This is a genomic window from Paenibacillus sp. FSL K6-3182, from assembly GCF_037976325.1.
In the GTDB taxonomy this organism is placed as follows: Bacteria; Bacillota; Bacilli; order Paenibacillales; family Paenibacillaceae; genus Pristimantibacillus.
Window position 1 is genome coordinate 6,366,215 of the sequence record NZ_CP150265.1, and the last position, 18,565, is coordinate 6,384,779.

General features: G+C 46.0%; 17 protein-coding genes. 4 read left to right on the forward strand and 13 right to left on the reverse strand.

What is annotated here, in order from left to right; translation table 11 throughout:
- Nucleotides 1-56: 56 nt before the first annotated feature.
- From MHH56_RS27945 to MHH56_RS27995, 11 genes are all read right to left on the reverse strand, one after another.
- Entirely contained in the window at nt 57-1,037 is a 981-nt protein-coding gene (locus MHH56_RS27945; RefSeq protein ID WP_339204896.1) for a siderophore ABC transporter substrate-binding protein, read from the reverse strand.
- 70 nt (nt 1,038-1,107) lie between these two features.
- Nucleotides 1,108-1,866, reverse strand: coding sequence for an ABC transporter ATP-binding protein (locus MHH56_RS27950; RefSeq protein ID WP_339204897.1), 759 nt, complete (start codon nt 1,864-1,866; stop codon nt 1,108-1,110).
- Nucleotides 1,863-2,804 carry an iron chelate uptake ABC transporter family permease subunit gene (locus MHH56_RS27955; protein ID WP_076267196.1) on the reverse strand — a complete coding sequence of 314 codons (942 nt, stop codon included), beginning with the start codon at nt 2,802-2,804 and terminating at the stop codon, nt 1,863-1,865. Before MHH56_RS27955 ends, MHH56_RS27950 begins: the two co-directional genes overlap by 4 nt.
- Complete coding sequence (locus tag MHH56_RS27960) at nt 2,794-3,747, reverse strand: ABC transporter permease (RefSeq protein ID WP_076267197.1); 954 nt, start codon at nt 3,745-3,747, stop codon at nt 2,794-2,796. The genes MHH56_RS27955 and MHH56_RS27960 overlap by 11 nt, the downstream gene beginning before the upstream one ends.
- A 1,308-nt stretch (nt 3,748-5,055) precedes the next feature.
- Nucleotides 5,056-6,765, reverse strand: a complete 1,710-nt coding sequence (locus tag MHH56_RS27965; RefSeq protein ID WP_339204898.1) for an ATP-binding cassette domain-containing protein — start codon at nt 6,763-6,765, stop codon at nt 5,056-5,058.
- Nucleotides 6,752-8,614, reverse strand: a complete 1,863-nt coding sequence (locus tag MHH56_RS27970; RefSeq protein WP_339204900.1) for an ABC transporter ATP-binding protein — start codon at nt 8,612-8,614, stop codon at nt 6,752-6,754. Before MHH56_RS27970 ends, MHH56_RS27965 begins: the two co-directional genes overlap by 14 nt.
- A 223-nt stretch (nt 8,615-8,837) precedes the next feature.
- Nucleotides 8,838-9,851, reverse strand: a complete 1,014-nt coding sequence (locus MHH56_RS27975) for a zinc-binding alcohol dehydrogenase family protein (protein ID WP_339204901.1) — start codon at nt 9,849-9,851, stop codon at nt 8,838-8,840.
- 14 nt (nt 9,852-9,865) lie between these two features.
- Nucleotides 9,866-10,810: an aldo/keto reductase gene (locus MHH56_RS27980; protein WP_339204902.1), complete on the reverse strand. Its 945-nt coding sequence runs from the start codon at nt 10,808-10,810 to the stop codon at nt 9,866-9,868.
- 64 nt (nt 10,811-10,874) lie between these two features.
- Complete coding sequence (locus MHH56_RS27985; protein WP_339204903.1) at nt 10,875-12,377, reverse strand: altronate dehydratase family protein; 1,503 nt, start codon at nt 12,375-12,377, stop codon at nt 10,875-10,877.
- The gene (locus MHH56_RS27990; RefSeq protein ID WP_339204904.1) at nt 12,370-13,866 is read right to left on the reverse strand and encodes a tagaturonate reductase; all 1,497 of its coding nucleotides are present in this window, start codon (nt 13,864-13,866) and stop codon (nt 12,370-12,372) included. Before MHH56_RS27990 ends, MHH56_RS27985 begins: the two co-directional genes overlap by 8 nt.
- Nucleotides 13,863-14,693, reverse strand: a complete 831-nt coding sequence (locus MHH56_RS27995) for an amidohydrolase family protein (RefSeq protein WP_339204905.1) — start codon at nt 14,691-14,693, stop codon at nt 13,863-13,865. The genes MHH56_RS27990 and MHH56_RS27995 overlap by 4 nt, the downstream gene beginning before the upstream one ends.
- Before the next feature lie 177 nt (nt 14,694-14,870).
- Here MHH56_RS27995 and MHH56_RS28000 point away from each other — a divergent pair, with 177 nt between their 5' ends.
- The 4 genes from MHH56_RS28000 to MHH56_RS28015 all read left to right on the forward strand — a co-directional run bounded on the left by MHH56_RS28000 (nt 14,871) and on the right by MHH56_RS28015 (nt 16,723).
- On the forward strand, nt 14,871-15,350 hold the full coding sequence (locus MHH56_RS28000) for a GNAT family N-acetyltransferase (RefSeq protein WP_339204906.1): 480 nt from the start codon (nt 14,871-14,873) through the stop codon (nt 15,348-15,350).
- A 9-nt stretch (nt 15,351-15,359) separates the two neighbouring features.
- Nucleotides 15,360-16,220: an AraC family transcriptional regulator gene (locus MHH56_RS28005; protein ID WP_339204907.1), complete on the forward strand. Its 861-nt coding sequence runs from the start codon at nt 15,360-15,362 to the stop codon at nt 16,218-16,220.
- 98 nt (nt 16,221-16,318) lie between these two features.
- Complete coding sequence (locus MHH56_RS28010; RefSeq protein ID WP_339204908.1) at nt 16,319-16,480, forward strand: hypothetical protein; 162 nt, start codon at nt 16,319-16,321, stop codon at nt 16,478-16,480.
- Nucleotides 16,481-16,555: 75 nt separating this feature from the next.
- On the forward strand, nt 16,556-16,723 hold the full coding sequence (locus MHH56_RS28015) for a hypothetical protein (protein ID WP_339204909.1): 168 nt from the start codon (nt 16,556-16,558) through the stop codon (nt 16,721-16,723).
- 75 nt (nt 16,724-16,798) lie between these two features.
- Here MHH56_RS28015 and MHH56_RS28020 read toward each other — a convergent pair whose 3' ends face one another.
- Both MHH56_RS28020 and MHH56_RS28025 read right to left on the reverse strand, forming a co-directional pair.
- Nucleotides 16,799-17,593: an ABC transporter permease gene (locus tag MHH56_RS28020; protein ID WP_339204910.1), complete on the reverse strand. Its 795-nt coding sequence runs from the start codon at nt 17,591-17,593 to the stop codon at nt 16,799-16,801.
- Nucleotides 17,590-18,549: an ABC transporter ATP-binding protein gene (locus MHH56_RS28025; protein ID WP_339204911.1), complete on the reverse strand. Its 960-nt coding sequence runs from the start codon at nt 18,547-18,549 to the stop codon at nt 17,590-17,592. Before MHH56_RS28025 ends, MHH56_RS28020 begins: the two co-directional genes overlap by 4 nt.
- Nucleotides 18,550-18,565: the final 16 nt, after the last annotated feature.

An 18,565-nucleotide genomic window follows, 5' to 3' on the forward strand; every position in this document is an offset into this window, starting at 1 on the left:
GCCGCAGTTGCGGAAGCAGGCCACCAGCCTTCATAGTCCATCTATGCTTGCTGCTATTATTTTATCGCTGCATCAATTTCTTTAACCATTTCCGCTACAGAGATAAGTCCGCCGCCGGAAAGGTACCAGAAATCTGGATTAAGATATACGATATTTCCTTCTTTGTACGCTTTAGTGTTTTTCACCAAAGCATTCTCAACGGAGGAATGTGCATCCCCTGATCCCTCTGTCACTGCATTGCGGTCAACTACGAATAAGTAATCAGCATCCTTCTCTGCTACATATTCAAATGTAACAGGGTCGCCGTGAGTTGAAACTTTAATGTTCTCATCTACAGCCGGTATGCCAAACACATCATGAATGATACCGAAACGCGATGCTTTACCATATGCGCTGATTGCACCTTCGTTTGCCAAAATAATAAGGCCATTTTTTCCAGAAGCTGTTGCTTTTTCATTCAAAGCTTTAATGGAATCATTAATCGCTGCTAGCTCTGTATCTGCTTCTGCTTCTTTAGAGAAGATTTGAGCCAGTGTTTTCACGTTAGTCGTAAAGGACTCCATGAAGTTTTTGTTGTCCACACCCATAAAAATCGTAGGAGCGATCTTCGTAAGCTCTTCGTAAGCATCCTGTTGACGACCTGAAATAATGATCAAGTCAGGTGCAGTTTCATTGATTTTCTCAAAGTCCGGCTCTTTCAAGCTGCCTGCGTTTACGTATTTTGCATCTTTAAATTTTTCAAGGTATGCAGGAACGCTAGCTTGCGGAAGTGAAGCAACCTCTACACCTAGCTTGTCTAGTGTATCGAGAGTACCATAGTCAAATACGACAACCTTGCTAGGATTAACGGGGACAACCGTTTCGCCAAGCTGATGTTTAACTGTAATTTCTGTAGGTGCATCTGTTGCAGGTGTTTCAGATGCTGGTGTGTTCGTAGCGCTGTTAGCGCCTTTATTTCCGTTGTTATTCGCGCCGCATGCTGCAAGCACCAAGCTTAGAATGACTAAAATAGCCAATACAGGTATAGATTTTTTCAAAACATTCACCCCTAAATCAATTTTTTATATTGAAAAACTTGAAAACCGGAAGTAAGTAAATCTTGCATGACTACTTAAAATAGACGCCGATACGATTCCCGTTTATGAGCTCAATCGGTATGTCCATGTCATAGATGTCATGAAGCACGGCATTGTCGATGATCGTCTCGGTTGAACCTTCCTTGACGACCTTTCCATCCTTCAAAGCCACGATATAATCGGAGTAGCAAGAAGCGAAATTGATATCGTGAATAACGAGCACGACCGTTTTGCCAAGCTCTTCAACGAGCCGCCGCAGTACCTTCATAATTTGGACGGAGTGCTTCATATCCAAGTTGTTGAGCGGTTCATCCAGCAATATGTATTCGGTGTTCTGAGCGATAACCATCGCAATAAATGCACGCTGGTTTTGTCCACCGCTTAGTTCATCAAGGTACTTGGCTTGCAGATCAACAAGATCCATATAAGCAATGGCTTCATCTACTTGCTGCCAATCTTCCTTTGTCAGCTTGCCTTGTGAATAAGGGAACCTGCCGAAGCTGACGAGCTCTCGAACCGTTAAACGAAGATTAATATGATTCGACTGTTTTAAGATCGATATCTTTTTGGCAAGGTCAGCACTTTTCCAGTGACTGACCTCCTTCCCCTCAATTAACACTTGACCGCTGTCCTTCGCTAACAATCGGCTAATCATAGAGAGAAGCGTACTCTTGCCTGCACCGTTCGGACCGATAAACGAAGTGACCTTTCCCTTCGAAATCCGAATCGATACATCCTCGATCACCGGCTTGCCGCCATATGATTTGGAAACATTTTTAACCTCTATCATGCTTTTTTCTCCCTTAGCAGCAAATATAAAAAGTACGCTCCGCCGATGAAGTTAATAATGACGCTAATCGTCGTTTCAAACGTGAACACATGCTCTACGAGCAGTTGACCGCCAACGAGTGAAATGATGCTGATGAGTATCGCTCCTGGAATGAGATAGCTATGCCGATAGGTCTTCATGAACTGATAGGCTACGTTGACGACGAGCAGTCCAAGGAAGGTAATCGGGCCAACTAAAGCCGTGGACACAGCGATCAGAATAGCAACGATGACGAGCACTCTTTTGACAACATAATCATAAGGAATGCCAAGATTGACTGCATGCTCCTTACCCAGCGACAACACGTCAAAATATTTGCTTAGCCGCATGCCATAAATAGCTACAAGAGCGACGATGATGATTGAAATGATAAGCAGATCCGTGTTGACGTTATTGAAGCTGGCGAACATTTTCCCCTGTACAATTAGAAATTCATTCGGATCAATAAGAACCTGCATGAACGTCGACATGCTCCCGAACAATGTGCCCATCACTAGCCCTATTAATAGAAGGAAATAAAGATTTCTGCCTTCCCTTTTGAAAAGAAACTTATAGAGCAGCAAGGCGAATGCTATCATTGCCGCTATCGTAATAAAAAAATTAAGATGCTTGTTTGTGCTTGGCAGACTCATCGATCCAAAGGTAAAAACGACGAAGGTTTGAATCAGCATATAAAGGGAATCCAACCCGATAATGCTCGGCGTCAAAATACGGTTGTTCGTAATTGTCTGGAAAATCATAGTGGAGTAAGCAATAGCGCCCCCGGTTACGACAATCGCCAGTACCTTCTTCAATCTTCTTGGCAGTGCATAATCCCAATGGGTTCCAAGATCGATGAACAAAAATACGGCAATTAATGCGACGCCCAGCACCGCAAGCAAACTTAGTTTAAGCTTCATATGCCTTTCTCCTCATCAACAAGTAAAGAAAAATAATGCTTCCGACAACGCCGATCGTGAGTCCGATTGGAATTTCATACGGAAAAATAATTAGGCGGCCAAGCACATCGCACACCAGTACGAATATGGCTCCAAGCACCGCCGTGTGCGACAGGTTTTTTTTCAAATTGTCGCCCATATACAGCGTCACGATATTCGGAATAATAAGGCCAAGAAAAGGCAGCGTACCGACAGTCAAAATGACGATAACCGATACAAGAGCTACAATTACAAGCCCGATGTTAACGACAAGCTTATGATTCATTCCCAAATTGGTTGAAAACTCTTCGCCAAGACCAGCAATGGTAAACTTGTTCGCGTAGAGATAAGCTACTACGAGCAGCGGCAGGCTTACATACAGCAGCTCGTAACGTCCGCTCATTACAAGCGAGAAGCTGCCTTGCAGCCAAGATGAGATGTTTTGAATAAGATCATTTTTATAGGCAAAAAATGTAGTAACAGAGCTGATGATGTTACCGAACATCAATCCTACCAGTGGAATGAAAATCGTATCTTTAAATTTCAGACGATCGAGAATTTTCATGAACAGATAGGTTCCTGCGAGTGCAAAAGCAAACGCGATCAGCATTTTCTCAAGCGTACTCGCCGATGGGAACACCATTAAGGCAACGAGGATACCGAGTCTAGCGGAATCATCCGTTCCACCGGTCGTAGGCGATACGAATTTGTTGCGGCTTAGCTGCTGCATTATCAAACCTGTAACGCTCATGCCGACGCCGGCAATAATAATACTGATAAGCCTAGGAAAACGGCTGATCGTGAGAACCTGAAGCTGCTCATCCGTCAGACTGAACAGATCCAGCGGCGAGATGTCTTTTACTCCGATAAATAAAGAAGTAATCGATAATACAATAAGCACGACAAAAAGATACCATAGCTTCATACTCAATCCTCGAATCATCACGAATATTATCAGAGATAATCATTCTCATTAATTATCAAAAAAATACATTGCCTCCGCTTATCATCATTCAATGATAACCATTATCAGCAACATTCACTATGTTACACGATTTTCAGATGATCGGAATGGACTTTCCTGTTTTCAAGGATGGACATTTCTATACAGCTGGGAGGTGTGACGGGTTGGTGAACATGGATATGCTCCGTCCGGGGAAGCTAATTAGCGGTTTGTGGCTCTATTCTCACCAAAATCACCAATCCAGCGCAAATAGAACTAAAAACTAGTCTTATTCAATCAGCTCATCTCGCAAATGTGCCTCTAAAGTGTGAATTAATCAGAAATAGAGCTAGAAACTAGCTCTATTTTCACAAAAATCACTATTTCAGCGCAAATAGAGCTAGAATTTAGTCTTAACTAAGCAGCTCGACTCGTCAAAACACCTCTAAAGCGTAAACTGATCAGAAATAGAGCTAGAAACTAGCTCTATTCTCACCAAAATCACCATTTCGGCGCAAATAGAACTAAAAACTAGTCTTATTCAAGCAGCTCGGCTCGTCAAAACACCTCTAAAGCGTGAACTCATCAGAAATAGAGCTAGAAAATAGCTCTATTCTCACCAAAATCACTATTTCAGCGCAAATAGATCTAAAAACTAGTCTTATCCAAGTAACTCATCCCTCCAAAGTGCCTCTAAAGTGTAAATTGATCAGAAATAGAGCTAGAATCTAGCTCTATTTTCACCTAGATCACCATTTCAGGGCAAATAACTCTAAAAACTAGACTTATCGAAGCAGCTCATCTCGTCAAAGTGCCTCTAAAGCGTGAACCGATCAGAAATAGAGCTAGAATATAGCTCTATTCTCACCAAAACCACCATTTCAGCGCAGATAGAAATAGAAACTAGTCTTATTCAATCAGCTCATCTCGCCAATGTGCCTCTAAAATGTGAACTGCTCAAAAATAGAGCTAGAAACTAGCTCTATTTTCACCAAATTCACTATTTCAGCCCAAATAGATCTAAAAACTAGTCTTATCCAAGCAGCGCATCTCGCCAAAGTGCCTCTAAAGTGTGAATTGATCAGAAATAGAGCTAGAATATAGCTCTATTTTCACCAAATCCACTATTTCAGCGCAAATAGCTCTAGAATCTAGTCTTATTCATGCAGCACGACTCGCATAAGCACCCTAAAGCGTGACGTCATAAAAATAGAGCTGGAATCTAAATCTAGATTCCAGCTCTACCTCCATACAAACAGCCTAACTTACTTCCTGCTGCATATATTGCATCTAATGCTGCGCCATGAGCAGCTGTTGATACACCTTGCCTGTGACGAGCAGCTGTTCATGTGTGCCGGTCTCGGCTAACGATCCTTGATCCATAACGAAGATCACGTCAGCATTCTCGATAGTGGACAACCTATGTGCGATCATAATTGTCGTCAGCCCCTTCCGTCTTGCTTCTAGGCCAGCCAGCAGCTGACGCTCTGTCTCCAGATCGAGCGCTGACGTCGCTTCGTCCAGCACCAAAACTTCCGGATCACTGACAATTGCCCGTGCAATTGCAATACGTTGACGCTGTCCGCCGGATAGCTTGATACCCCGCTCTCCAATATTTGTGTCATAACCATCTGGCAGCCCCAGAATAAAATCATGAATCTGGGCGATACGGCATGCTTCCTCCACATCCGCTTCGCTTACCTCGTCTCTGCCTAACATCAGGTTTTCACGAATGGTATCAGAGAACATATACGGGTCTTGGAATACAACAGACACCTTACTCGCCCACTGCTCGCGGTTGAAGATTTGGGCGTCCATATCGTTCAGCTTAAAAGTCCCCTTCGGCGCATCAAAGAAACGAACCAATAGCTGAGCAATGGTTGATTTGCCTCCCCCGCTCGTCCCTACAAAAGCAATTTTGCTTCCGATCGGCAGATCAGCCGAAAATCTGCGAATGACCTCCGGCAGCTCTGGCGAATAGCGAAAGCTCGTATCTTTAAAGGACAACTGCTCAATCGGTCCCGCTATACTCTTTTGACCCTTATCTTGCTGCTCCATCTCCAAAATACGCTGAACCCTGTCCACGTTAGCAAGCTGCGACGACATGCCCATAATAAATTGAAATAGATTATAGAAGGAATCCGACATTTGCGTAGAAAACTGAAACAAGATGACGAACGTTCCGATCGACATTTGTTCATGAATAAGCTGCATACCGCAGTAGCCAAGCACAAGAATGCCAATGCCCCATTTCATCGGGTCGCTGTAGCGAATTTGCCGATTCACGAGTTTTCCTTCAGCCATTACCTGCTCAAAGTATTCCGCAAACATTTTATCGTAAAGCTTCATTTCCCACTTCAATCGGTGATAAGCAACCACTTCTCGTGTAGAGGCTACTCCCTCTTCAATTTGAATGAGCAGCGCCGTACGTTTCTCCGCCACTTTTTTGGCTTGCTCCTTCAGCTTGGGGGTGAAGTAAAAGCCAATAAGTACGTAAATGGTACAAAGCCCCACAATCATAAGCAGCAAAATAGGGCTGGAAATGCCAATGATCGTCATCAATATGCAAAGGTTTAACGTCTCCTGTATACCGCGCGGAATCTGCCAGCCCATCACGCTAGCCGAAACGAACAGATCCTGCGTGAACGAATATACGTATTTGCCGGTCCGCTCATTTTGGAACCGTTCGACTGGAACACCTTCAAGTCGCTTCAGCATTCGGGAGAGCAAAGAGCGGCTGACTGCAAATTCATTGCGAACGAGACTTCGGCTCGTCATCGTAAACATTAGCGAGTAGATGAGACCTGCAAGCGCGAATATGGAGATGACAATCGGCATCAGCTCATACTTGCCTTCCGTAAACACGTCATCAATTAATATTTTTTGAACATATACAATCGTATAATTGGATACAGACTCCAGCGCGAGATAGAGCAGCACAATGAGATAAGTGCCTCTCAGCATGACGGAGTTCGACCAAAAGATTTTAAGATACTTCATGTGCCACCCTCTCTTCCGCTGCTTCGGATTGCCCGATTTCCAGCTCATACAGCAGCCCTTTGCGTGCAATCAGCTCTTCATAGCTTCCTGCCTCCGCAACGCGGCCCTCGTGAATGACGACGATTTTGTCAAAATGCTTCACCGTCGACAGCCTGTGTGCAATCGCAATCGTCGTACGGTTAACCAGTACTTCATCAAGCGCACGCTGCACTTCATATTCACTTACATTATCTAGAGATGAGGTCGCCTCATCGAGCAAAATAATAGCTGGCTGCTTCACAAACATCCGTGCAATCGATACTCGCTGCTTCTGTCCGCCTGATAGCTTCATGCCTCGCTCGCCAACGAGCGTATCGTAGCCTTCGGGCAGCTGCATAATGAAATCATGCGCATAAGCAGCTTTGGCGGCTGCAACCACTTCTTCATCGCTTGCTTCTGGTTTGCCGAATCGAATATTCTCTTTGACAGAAGATCCGAACAGATAGGTTTCTTGAAATACATAACCGATCGACTCTCTCAAACGCTCTAGCGTCATTTGCTGAATTGGTACACCATCCAGCTTAATCATGCCAGCAGTCGGATCGTAAAAACGTCCAATCATTTTAAACATCGTGGTCTTGCCGTTGCCGCTTGCTCCTACAAAGGCGACCTTCTCTCCTGGCTTGATGGTGAGCGAGAAGCCGTTAATAACAGGAGGCTGCTCCGGATACTGAAAGTAAACATCCTCGAACGTAAGTCCGCCGCGAACCTCATCAAGAGCGATGGGATCGGCCGGATCATCAATCTCAATTTCTTTGTGCATGAATCTATATAGCGGAATCGTTTGGTGGATGATAAGCTTCTGTTCCGTAAGCTGGGTGACGAGCAGCGTGAGGCGGAACATCGTCGTCATGTATAAGAGGGTAAAGGCGATAAAACCGCCTAACGTAATCCAATTATTTTGGAGAGAGTAGTAGCCCGTAATAAATAATGCAATGGCTCCCAAATAAAATGTGAACCGCCGAAAGCTGCCTCGCCCGAAGCTATACGTAGCAGCGAGCAAGTAAACATGCGACCACTCTTTATGTTTCCCGAGCGTCCGTCCATGGTACCAGGGCTGCGAGCCAAACGCTCGAAATTCGCGCAAGCCGGATATGCTTTCGTAAACCGATTGATTATAGGCAATTCGTGATTGACCGGATTCTCTCCCGTAAAGGGAAGCTTTCCGTTCAAAATAAGGACCAAACAAATAATAAAGCCCGAATGTTGGCAGCATGATGAGGCATAACCAGCCGCTAATGCTGAGCAGCAAACAAATAGCTACCGCTATAAAAAGCAAGTTTTCGATGACGCTCGGGAGGACATTGCGATATATTTTCTGAACCGAAGCTACCTCGGAGTTAAACATCGACAGCGTCTCACCTGCAGGGTGCCGCTCATAATGAGCAAAGCCGAGCTTGCGCAAATGCTTGAAAATCGCCGTTTGCATATCGCGGGATGCTAATTCGCCAATTGTCCGCTGAAGTAAATTACGGTAATTTTTAGCGATAAGCATGAGCAAATTGATAGCTACAAGCGCTCCCAAAATCATCATAAAAAGCGAGGTATCTTTGTTGACTACGACATGATCGATAACATATTGGATCATCTTTGGCGTTAATGTTTCACCAAGCACCGCCATCGTACCGCAGGCCGCAAGTGCTGCGATTTGCTTCTTATAAGGCGTCAAAAACTTTAGCGCCCAAATGTAGGAGCTTTTTGATTCATTCAGCTCAGCCTTCTGTTTTCCTTTGTCCGCCTGCTTGCGAGCCTGTTCGCTCATCTGCTGCGATGGCCTATCGGCTTCCGCAGCTTTTTCTGTTTTTAGCATCGTGTTCCCTCCTCGTTTCTGTTTGTTAAACCCCTTTGAACAACCTATTTTTTGGCAGTTGGCTACCTATCATAATTCTGGGTACACATTTTGTCAACGCACAAAATGATTATAATCATTCATTACCAAGCAGCATCACCACTGCACACTAACACGTAAAAAGCCCGGCTCAAGGCACCAGCGCCTGTTGACCGGACTTTCTATAATAGTTGCGATATCTTGGCTATAATTCCACAATCGCTTTAATAACCTTTGATTCTGGCTTCAACCAGCTATCGAAGTGGTTGATCATTTCCGCAAACGCCACACGATGCGTAATGAAACTAGCCACATCAATGCTGCCGCTTCGCACAGCTTCTTGAACTGCTGAGAAGTCCTCAATAGTCGCATTTCGGCTTCCCATTAATGTCATCTCCCGCTTGTGAAACTCGGGATCGTTGAAGGAAAGCTCTGCTTTGACGAGGCCAACGTAGACAAGCTTACCTCCGTGTGCGACAAAACTAAATGCATCGCTCATCGATCTTGCGCTGCCGGTAGCATCGAATACAACGGTTGGAAAATCTCCATCTGTTAATTCTGAAATTTTAGCCGCAGCGTCTTCCAAAGCATTAACCGTCTCATCCACCTTCGCCCATTGCTTGCAAAAGGCTAGGCGATCCTCCTGAATATCCATTGCGATCACCCGCGCACCGCGATGCTTGGCAAACGCCATGACACCAAGCCCAATCGGCCCAGAACCAATAACGAGCACCGTTTCGCCAGCTCGAAGCTCCGCTCGGCGAACGGCATGCGCGCCAATGCTCAGCGGCTCCAGCACGGCCGATTGATCAAGCGTCAGGTCGTTCGTCACGAGCAAATGCGTAGTCGGTACGACAACTAGCTCGCGCATGCCGCCATCAATATGCACGCCTAGCACCTTCATGTCCGTGCAGCAATTCGTTTTCCCATTGCGGCATGCAATACATGTCCCGCAGTGCATATATGGAATGATGCTAACCTGATCGCCCGCTTTGATCTTGCCTTGCTGATCATCCACCTGCTCAACGATGCCAGCCAGCTCATGACCCAGTACGCGTGGATAAGAGAAGAAAGGTTGATTTCCTTTATATGCATGCAGGTCGGTTCCGCAAATTCCTATTCTCCGAATACGAACGACTGCAGCCCCCGGCTGCAGGACAGGCTCCTCTTGCTCAACCAGCCTTAGCTGATCGATTTGTTCACATACGATTGCTCTCACCCTGCAGCTCTCCCTTATATGTCGATTCTTGTATTGTATTCTTCTCCTCCACTTTTCCAGCTAAGGTTATGAATCGGCTCCAATATTGCAAGAACCTCTCGCAGCAGCTGTTCATTAATCGGCTCGTCCGTCCATTCTATGTTTTTACGGATATTAGCCGGATTAGCTGTACTCACCAGCGTTGTTGGGATTCGTTCATTCGCCGTGGCGAATTGTACAGCCAGCTTGGCGATATCCTCGCCCTTAGCAGCACAATACTCGGCTGCTTTCGCACATAAAGCACGTATCTGTTCACCAGCAGGATGCCAACTCGCAACTGCGCGATTGCCAAGCAAGCCCATCGAAAGCGGCGATGCACTAACAAGCCCAACCTGCTTTTGCTCCAGAAGCGGCAATAGCTCCAGCAAAGAGGTATCATTTAAAGAATAATGGCAATAAGAAAGTACAGCATCGAGCTCGGTATACGCCAGCGATTTCTCAAATACAGCAAGCGGAAGTCCGGATACGCCCGAGTATCGGATTTTCCCCTGCTGTTTCAGCTTATCGAGTGCTAAGAACGCACCCTCTGCAACTTGCTCGAAGGGCACAAATTCAATATCATGCAAAAACAATATATCGATATAATCCGTCTGCAGCCTAGCCAGGCTTTCATCCACACTACGGATGATACGCTGTTCCGAGAAATCGAACTCATCCTCTCCATACCTTCCAGCCTTCGTTGTCAGAATAAACCGATCTCTCGCAATCTCAGTTATCGCCTTGCCAAGCACCGTCTCTGCTTTCGTTAAGCCATAATATGGCGAAACGTCGATCAGATTAATGCCCATATCTACCGCAGTTTGCACGGTACGAATGCTTTCTGCTTCGTCCGTCTCTCGAAATACAGAACCTAGCGAGGATGCACCAAAGCTGAGAGCTGACACCTCGAGTCCCGTCTTGCCAAGTTTACGATATTTCATTTATATCCACTCCGATTTTGAGAATCAATCTGTTATTGCCGTCGATCACCGTTCGCCGCCGCTTTTACAAAATAACGCCGTCTTTAAAAATCGCGATTTCTTTAAACCCGTTTCGCTCATTGTGGGTTTGCAGCTCGCCTGAAGCTAAGCTGATTAATTGCTCCCACAGCTCATCGGTCAGCGTCTCCATGCTTTTGCTCTCAAGCAGCTCACCTGCGTTAAAGTCGATCCAGTTTTTCTTGCGGGCAGCAAGCTCACTATTCGTCGCAATCTTCACCGTTGGAACCGGCCCGCCAAACGGCGTTCCCCGTCCTGTTGTGAACAGCACGATATGCGCTCCTCCGGCTGATAGTGCCGTAACCGATACCAGATCATTGCCAGGCGCTTCTAATAAATTGAGACCGCTGCTCGTAATGCGCTCCCCATAAGGCACAACATCCCTTACAATAGCGTGTCCGCCCTTTTGAGTGCAGCCGAGTGATTTTTCCTCTAACGTACTGATGCCCCCTGCCTTATTGCCGGGCGATGGATTCTCATAAATTTCTTGATCATGCTTTATAAAATATTGCTTGAAATCGTTTATTAGATGAACAATTTTGTGAAATACCTGCTCATTTGCTGCGCGACTCATCAATATCGTCTCCGCGCCAAACATCTCAGGCACCTCGGTCAATATAGCTGTACCGCCCGCTTCGATCAAACGATCCGATACCGCGCCTACGAGCGGATTCGCCGTTATGCCGGACAAGCCATCCGAGCCGCCGCATTTCAGGCCAAGCTTCAGCTTCGATACGGAAACCGGCTCGCGCTTGAATCGTTCTGTATAACTTACGAGCTCTTCTACCAGTCCCAGCGCGTCCTCGATCTCATCCTCTGCCTCTTGCGACTTGAGAAATTTCACTCGTTCCGCGCTATGTTCGCCAATTGCCCGCTTGAACTCATCAATCTGATTGTTCTCACAGCCTAAACCGATAACGAGTACGCCAGCTGCGTTCGGATGGTTTACGAGTGAGGCAAGCAGCTTCTGTGTGTGCACAAGATCATCGCCAAGCTGCGAGCAGCCGAACGGATGTGCAAAATGGTACACCCCATCCACACGTCCTTCATAAAGCGCATGTGCTTTTCTTGCTACAATCTCACAGGTTTTATTAATGCAGCCGACCGTGTTAATAATCCAAATTTCGTTTCGTATACCGACATCGCCATTCTCGCGAATAAAGCCTTGAAAGGTACGATCAGCATCACGCGATACTGCTTTCACTTCTGCTGGCGACGTAGTCTGCTCATACGAATAATCGAGAAATCCTTTTAAGCCCGTGCCCATGTTATGGGTATGAATCCAGCTGCCTGGCTCAATATCTTCCTTCGCAACTCCAATCGAGTAACCAAACTTGAGCACATGCTCCCCTTTGCGGACAGCTCGCGTCAGCACCTTATGACCCTTCGGCACCTCATCTTGCAGCTCAAGAACTAGCCCCGATTCAAGCGTCAGCTTATCCCCTTTTGCAAATGGCTGCAGCGCAATAACGACATGATCATCCTCATGCAATCGAATCCAGCTATTCATTCGCTACTCGCTCCATTTCCTCTATGCTCGTGCTTACCGCAGCTGCTAGTTCTGGCCATAGTGCCGCCAAATCACATCCCCACACGTTTTCCAAGTGCAGCAGTCTAGATACGGTCTGTTCCAGCGGCCATTTCTGCTCTTTCGCTTCCGCCCATATAGACGCAATGATGGCAAGCAAGCTGGCATCATCCCGCACCACGTACGACAATCCGCTTAACGTTTTCCCTTCGTAACCTGTCTCACCAGGCATTACTTTGTAATACCGCAACAAACCAGCAAAACCTTGTATAAGCCCAGTTGGCAGCATATTACCATCTTCTGCATAATGAAGCAGGGATGGAAGCAGACGCACTTTAAATTTACTTAAGCTGTTCATCGCAATATCCGCAAGTCGATGACGAATGAACGGATTAAGAAAACGTTCATAAACATCCTGTGCATAGGCGTGCAGCTCCTCTTCAGAAATGGCAAGTGACGGAATAATTTCTGTCTCTACTGTTGCTCTCACCAGAGGACCAAGCACTGTATCCTCCATCGCTTCCCGCACCTGCTCCATATCACGCAGCAAGCCAAGCGGCGTCATTAACGTGTGTGCACCATTCAAAATTCGTACCTTCCTCAGCTGGAAAGGCTTCAAATCCTCGACATAATGTACATTCAGACCCGCCTTGCGCAGTGGGAGCAGCTCATCAAGCTCCGGTCCTGTCTCAATCGCCCATAAATGATATGGCTCTGCTGTGCTCAGCATGGAATCGGAGTAACCCCATTCACCAAACCAAGCTTCGGCCTGCGCTGCATCGGGATAACCAGTTACAATGCGATCGACTAATGAGTTCAGAAAACGGTTATGCTGAGTAACCCAATGTTTGAATTCTTCGGAATATCCCCAATCATCGCTATAGCGCAAAATACAGCTGCGAAGCTCATCGCCATTACGTTCCAGTAGCTCGCAAGGCAAGCATACTAAGCCGCGCTTCGGATCGCCTTTAAAATAATTAAATCTGCGGTACAGCAGCTGTGTCAGCTTGCCGGGAAACGACTGAATCGGTTGTCCCTCGATGAGCTCCTCCGGTCGATAAACAAGTCCCGCTTCCGTCGTGTTGGATACGACAACCTGCAAGTCTGGGCTTTCGGCCAAAACGAGATATTCATCCCAATTGGAATACGGATCAAATACTTTGCTAAACACAGAAACAATCTCTGTACGCTCCACGCTGGCACCATTCTCCAAACCGCGAACAACAAGCGTATATAGACCGTCCTGTTCTGCCAGCGCATCAATCTTTGGTTTGCCTCCGGGACGCGGCTGCGTCACCGCAATGCTTCCCTCGTATAAGCCTTGATTCTTGCAAGCTTGAATCATCCAGTCAAAAAAGCCGCGCAAAAAATTGCCTTCGCCAATTTGCAGTACCGTAATCTTAGCTTGCTTCATTGCCCTATATTGCTGTGTCTGTTCTTCATTTAATTGCTGCTCGTTTAAAGTATTCATATTCGATAAAACTCCTTTGCGTTTCGTCCAAACAACCGCTCTCGCTCTAATTCCGTCCATGTCTGCGGCAGCGCCTGTTCAAGCACGGATACAACCTCGTCGTAGCTTGCCGCAAGCAAGCTGACCGGCCAATCGCTGCCAAACATGACCCGCTTGTAACCAAATGCTTCGAGCGTATGCTCGATATAGGGCAAGAAATCAGCTGGCTGCCAATTATCATGATCCGCCTCTGTGACCATTCCCGAGAGCTTGCAAAATAGATTAGGATGAGCAGCCATTTGGCTAATCTGGCTTTTCCAAGGCTCAAGCTCCCCAGCTTTTATTCTAGGCTTCGCGATATGGTCAATGACCGCATGAAGGCCTGGCACTTTATCCAGCAGTTCAACTAGAGGAGTAAGCTGATGCGACACAACTAACAAATCTATCGGTATTCCTTTGTCTGCAAAATATGTGAACGCTTCCAAATAGCTTGGTGCTAAAATCGCATTCGCATCGGGCATCTCCTGAATCATGACACGGAAGCCTACACATTTCGGATGCTGCGCAAAACGCTCGTAATGATTGCGATAATCCGGATCGGCAAGATCCAGCCATGCGACAACGCCTAATATCGTATCGGATGACTCGCTTAATGTCAGCAAATAATCCGTTTCTGCAAGCGTCGCTGCCGCCTGCACAACAATCGTACCGTCCAGCTTATGTTTATTTAGATGAGGCTCCAAATGCTGAGGCAAAAAATCGCGGTAAAGCACCGGAATGTCTGGTGTGATCCAGCCGTAATCCCCTCGTTCAATCTTCCAATAATGTTGATGCGAATCTATTCTCATCTCATCAGCCTCTTTTCTAACAAAGTAGCTTCCTCTTCATTATAAAAAACAATATTGATAGCTGAAATAATCAATTCATGCATATTTGTACTCTTTTTTGATATTTGTTACAATCAGGCTGACGCTAGGAGGACTAGCGCTTTTTGAAACTTAAAATAGAATGGAAAAGGTGATCGGATGATCCGTCCGTATAAATTAGAAGATGTAGATTACATCATTAACTCCCACTACAATCTTTACAATAAGGAGTTCCACTACGATCTTTCTTTCCGAGCGTTTATTGCTGATCGTGTACATGGTTTTATCGAGAGGTCAGATCCTAATGAGAACATTTGGATTTTGGAAAGCGAAGGAAAGCAGTCTGGTTCGATTAGTATTCATAAAGTAAATGAGGAAACCGCTCAGCTTGGTTTGTTTCTCATTGAGCCTGACGTAAGAGGAGCTGGTTATGGGCAGCAGCTGGTGCAAACGGCGATTGATTTCTGTAAGCGGTTAGCTTTCAAAACCATCATCCTCTGGACCAACAGTGAGCTCGTAACAGCAAGACGAATCTATGCTAAAAATGGATTTGTTTTAAAAGAAAGCCATACTGAAATGTTGTCTAATAAACAACTTATCGAAGAGAAGTGGGCGTTATCAATTCATACAGGAGAGTGAGGGAAAGCTATGAATCCCTATCGTAAAAGGTTCGATGCCCATACACCGTTTCCGTTTGAATGCGTATATCGTGACACCAAGAGCGCGCAAAACGAATTGCCTGATCATATACACGATTGGTATGAACTCGTCTATATTTATAGCGGCAAAGGTACGTTCTTTATCGATCAGACGTTTTATGATGCTGTTCCCGGCGACATCTTCCTTATTCCAGGAAACACAATCCATCGCTCCTTTCCAGATTCGAATGACCCGAAAACATCAACTGCGCTTTTCTTTAATGCTTCACTCGTGCACAGTCCGCCACTTGGCGATCCTTTCTCCTATTTGCGCTGCTTCGAGCAAGCTAAGCGCCATAAGGCGTACAAGCTGTCGAAGGCATCTGCTGAAGAGAAACAACAAATAGTCGATTTAATCGATCGGATACATTTGGAGGAAATGGACAAGCTGCCAGGCAATCGTCTAGCTATCCTTCTTCATCTCCAGCAAATATTGCTGTTCCTCGGGCGCATCCTCGCTCCCTCTGAAGAAGGCCAAACGGTATCCTCATCCGCTCCAAGCTGGATGACCGCTGTATTAACCTATATCGATGAGCATCCGAGCAGCCCTCTTGGGTTGTCACAGCTTGCCAAACGCGCATCGGTTACGCCCGCTCATTTTTCGCGTGTTTTCAAAAAACTAACCAGCATGAACGTTACGGAATATGTCACGACCAAACGAATCATCCGTGCGAAAGAACTTTTGATGGAGAGCGATGCCAATATTGCCGAAATAGCCGAGCAATGCGGCTTTGAAAGCCTTCCGCATTTTCACCGTATGTTTAAGAAATTAACAGGCATGACACCCTCGCATTACAAAAGGAATGAATAATTGATAGATTTGACGGTTAATATTAGCGGATACAGGCCGCCTGTTTCTCTCATATGTTATCTAGTAAAGAGAAACTTGCTAGTAAGGGAGGCTCATAGATGGTTCGTTCAAGTGTGAAAACTATTAAGTACCGCGTAGGCAAAAACAAATATTTGATCATTAATATTTATCAATCATCCGAAGCAAGTGCACAGCAGGGCAATGTGCTGGCAAGCAATGCAGCTACTGTGCAAATTTTCAAAAAATCAAAGCGCAGCTAGTTCCCTCTCATCTCTCATCCCTCATCCCTCCACTAAGCAGCAATATTTTACACACGCCTCAAAGGAGGTGATAACATGTCCTTTAAACATTCTAAGCAGGGCAACACAGTAAAGAAAAACAACGGTAAAACCTTTGTTAATGTCAAGCAAAACGCACATGCATCCATTAATCAAGGCGGAAATGCATTTGCAATCAATGCAACAGACATCGGAGTCGTCCGTATTCGTCCCGGCCAACAATAATAAAGCAGAATCAAAGTAAAAAGGCTGCCTCCACAAGGTTTTCACAACCTGTGCAGGGCAGCCTTTTTTTACATATTAAACTCGCCAGCTGACCAATCGATTAACGATGACCATTGTCATAGCTGTGTAGAGAAGCATCATGAGGCAATCCAGCATGACCCCCTGTGTCCAGCCATGAAGCAAAACTACGCGCATGGCGTCCGCTGCATAAGTTGTAGGGAAAATATACGAGACGACCTGCAGCGCTTTAGGCAGCTGATTGAGCTCTACCATGACTGGAGATAGAAAGGTTACAACCATCATAAGCAGCTGAGCAAGCATACTGGTCAACTGCTGATTCGGCGACCAGAAGCCTATGCATACGCCGAGCCCTACCACACTCGTCAGCGACAGCAGCATAACGACTGGCAAACCCCATGATAGATGAAGGTCTACGCCATAAACAAAATAACCAATGACACCCAGCAATACGAAGGATGGAATCGTGCTCATAAGCCCGCGCAGCAAATTAGCGGCTACGAAGTTTATTTTCCGAATTGGAAGCGATGCATAAAATGTAAAATGTCCCTGATGCTTTTGCATCGATATTTCTTGCCCCATACTGTTTAAGCCCATAATAATGACGCTAAATATCATATTGCCCGCAATGATTTGAACCATCATCTCCGGGGCTGGGTCAGCGATAAAGAAACGCATAAATAAAATCGTCGTGAGCGGAAACATCGTTGCCAGCAGCACAACGATTACCCAGCTGTCACGTATAAGCGCAAATTGAATGCGGAATAAAATTTCCAGCTCCGTCCATAATCGCTTCGGTCCAGATAGTTGTATGGACTGCATGTGCCGCAAGCCAAGTGGTGTTCCATTCATGATGCGGATACCTCCTTCATCGCCAAATCATCAATATGGAAATAAACATCCTCTAAGCTTGGAGGCACTACGGCATATTCCAAAATCGGCAGTTCTGTATGGTCGATAATATACTCTAGCACTCTGCCGGCAACATTCTTCTCAACTAGCAGCAGCAAACGATTCTCGCCGCTCTCCTGCACGATCCCGTAATGATAAAGGGCAGCAGCAGCTTCGGCACGACGCCCATTCTCTGTCGTAAGCTCAAACTTCAAGCGCTGATCAACCTTCTGCTTTAACGTTGCTACATGATCAATCGCCAGCAGCCTGCCATGATTGATAACAGCCGCTCTGTCTACAACCTGCTCAGCCTCCAGCACATTATGCGTGACCAAAATAATCGTCGCGCCTTCGCGATTGCGTTCTTGGATTAAATTCCAAACGAGCCGCCTTTTTTTCGGATCAAGCTCATTGGTAGGTTCATCAAAGATAAGCACAGGTGAACGGCCAATTAGCGCTGTACCAATACCGATCAATCGTTTCTGTCCCCCGGACAGCTGCTTCAGCAGCTTGTTTCTTACATCCGCCATATCAAATTGCTCTAATAATTCCTTCGCCTGCTTTTCTGCCTCTGATGCTGGCATCCCTCTTAGCCTGCCCGTAAAAGAAAGCGCTTCGTGCACTTTCAGCGCTGACAGCACATGCGGCTCCTGTGCGTAATAAGCCACCATGCCGGATACGTGACGCGTATTCTTCATCACATCCTCGCCGCAAAACAAAACCTGTCCTTTGGTAGGTTTCAATTGACCGACCATTTGTTTAATGAGCGTTGACTTGCCCGCCCCATTCGGGCCGAGCACGCCGAGTATCTCTCCTTCACGAATCGTAAGCGAGATATTATCATTGGCTGTGACCATCGTTTTGCCTTTCTTATATACCTGACTTACTCCCTTTAGCTCGTATACATACTCACCCAATCTCATTCACTCCCTT

Bases quoted from the DNA above. Each gene is read 5' to 3' on its own strand.
- MHH56_RS27950 (WP_339204897.1), bottom strand. From the start codon at position 1,866: ATGATAGAGGTTAAAAATGTTTCCAAATCATATGGCGGCAAGCCGGTG.
- MHH56_RS27955 (WP_076267196.1), bottom strand. From the start codon at position 2,804: ATGAAGCTTAAACTAAGTTTGCTTGCGGTGCTGGGCGTCGCATTAATT.
- MHH56_RS27960 (WP_076267197.1), bottom strand. From the start codon at position 3,747: ATGAAGCTATGGTATCTTTTTGTCGTGCTTATTGTATTATCGATTACT.
- MHH56_RS27965 (WP_339204898.1), bottom strand. From the start codon at position 6,765: ATGAAGTATCTTAAAATCTTTTGGTCGAACTCCGTCATGCTGAGAGGC.
- MHH56_RS27970 (WP_339204900.1), bottom strand. From the start codon at position 8,614: ATGCTAAAAACAGAAAAAGCTGCGGAAGCCGATAGGCCATCGCAGCAG.
- MHH56_RS27980 (WP_339204902.1), bottom strand. From the start codon at position 10,810: ATGAAATATCGTAAACTTGGCAAGACGGGACTCGAGGTGTCAGCTCTC.
- MHH56_RS27985 (WP_339204903.1), bottom strand. From the start codon at position 12,377: ATGAATAGCTGGATTCGATTGCATGAGGATGATCATGTCGTTATTGCG.
- MHH56_RS27990 (WP_339204904.1), bottom strand. From the start codon at position 13,866: ATGAATACTTTAAACGAGCAGCAATTAAATGAAGAACAGACACAGCAA.
- MHH56_RS27995 (WP_339204905.1), bottom strand. From the start codon at position 14,693: ATGAGAATAGATTCGCATCAACATTATTGGAAGATTGAACGAGGGGAT.
- MHH56_RS28000 (WP_339204906.1), top strand. From the start codon at position 14,871: ATGATCCGTCCGTATAAATTAGAAGATGTAGATTACATCATTAACTCC.
- MHH56_RS28005 (WP_339204907.1), top strand. From the start codon at position 15,360: ATGAATCCCTATCGTAAAAGGTTCGATGCCCATACACCGTTTCCGTTT.
- MHH56_RS28010 (WP_339204908.1), top strand. From the start codon at position 16,319: ATGGTTCGTTCAAGTGTGAAAACTATTAAGTACCGCGTAGGCAAAAAC.
- MHH56_RS28015 (WP_339204909.1), top strand. From the start codon at position 16,556: ATGTCCTTTAAACATTCTAAGCAGGGCAACACAGTAAAGAAAAACAAC.
- MHH56_RS28020 (WP_339204910.1), bottom strand. From the start codon at position 17,593: ATGAATGGAACACCACTTGGCTTGCGGCACATGCAGTCCATACAACTA.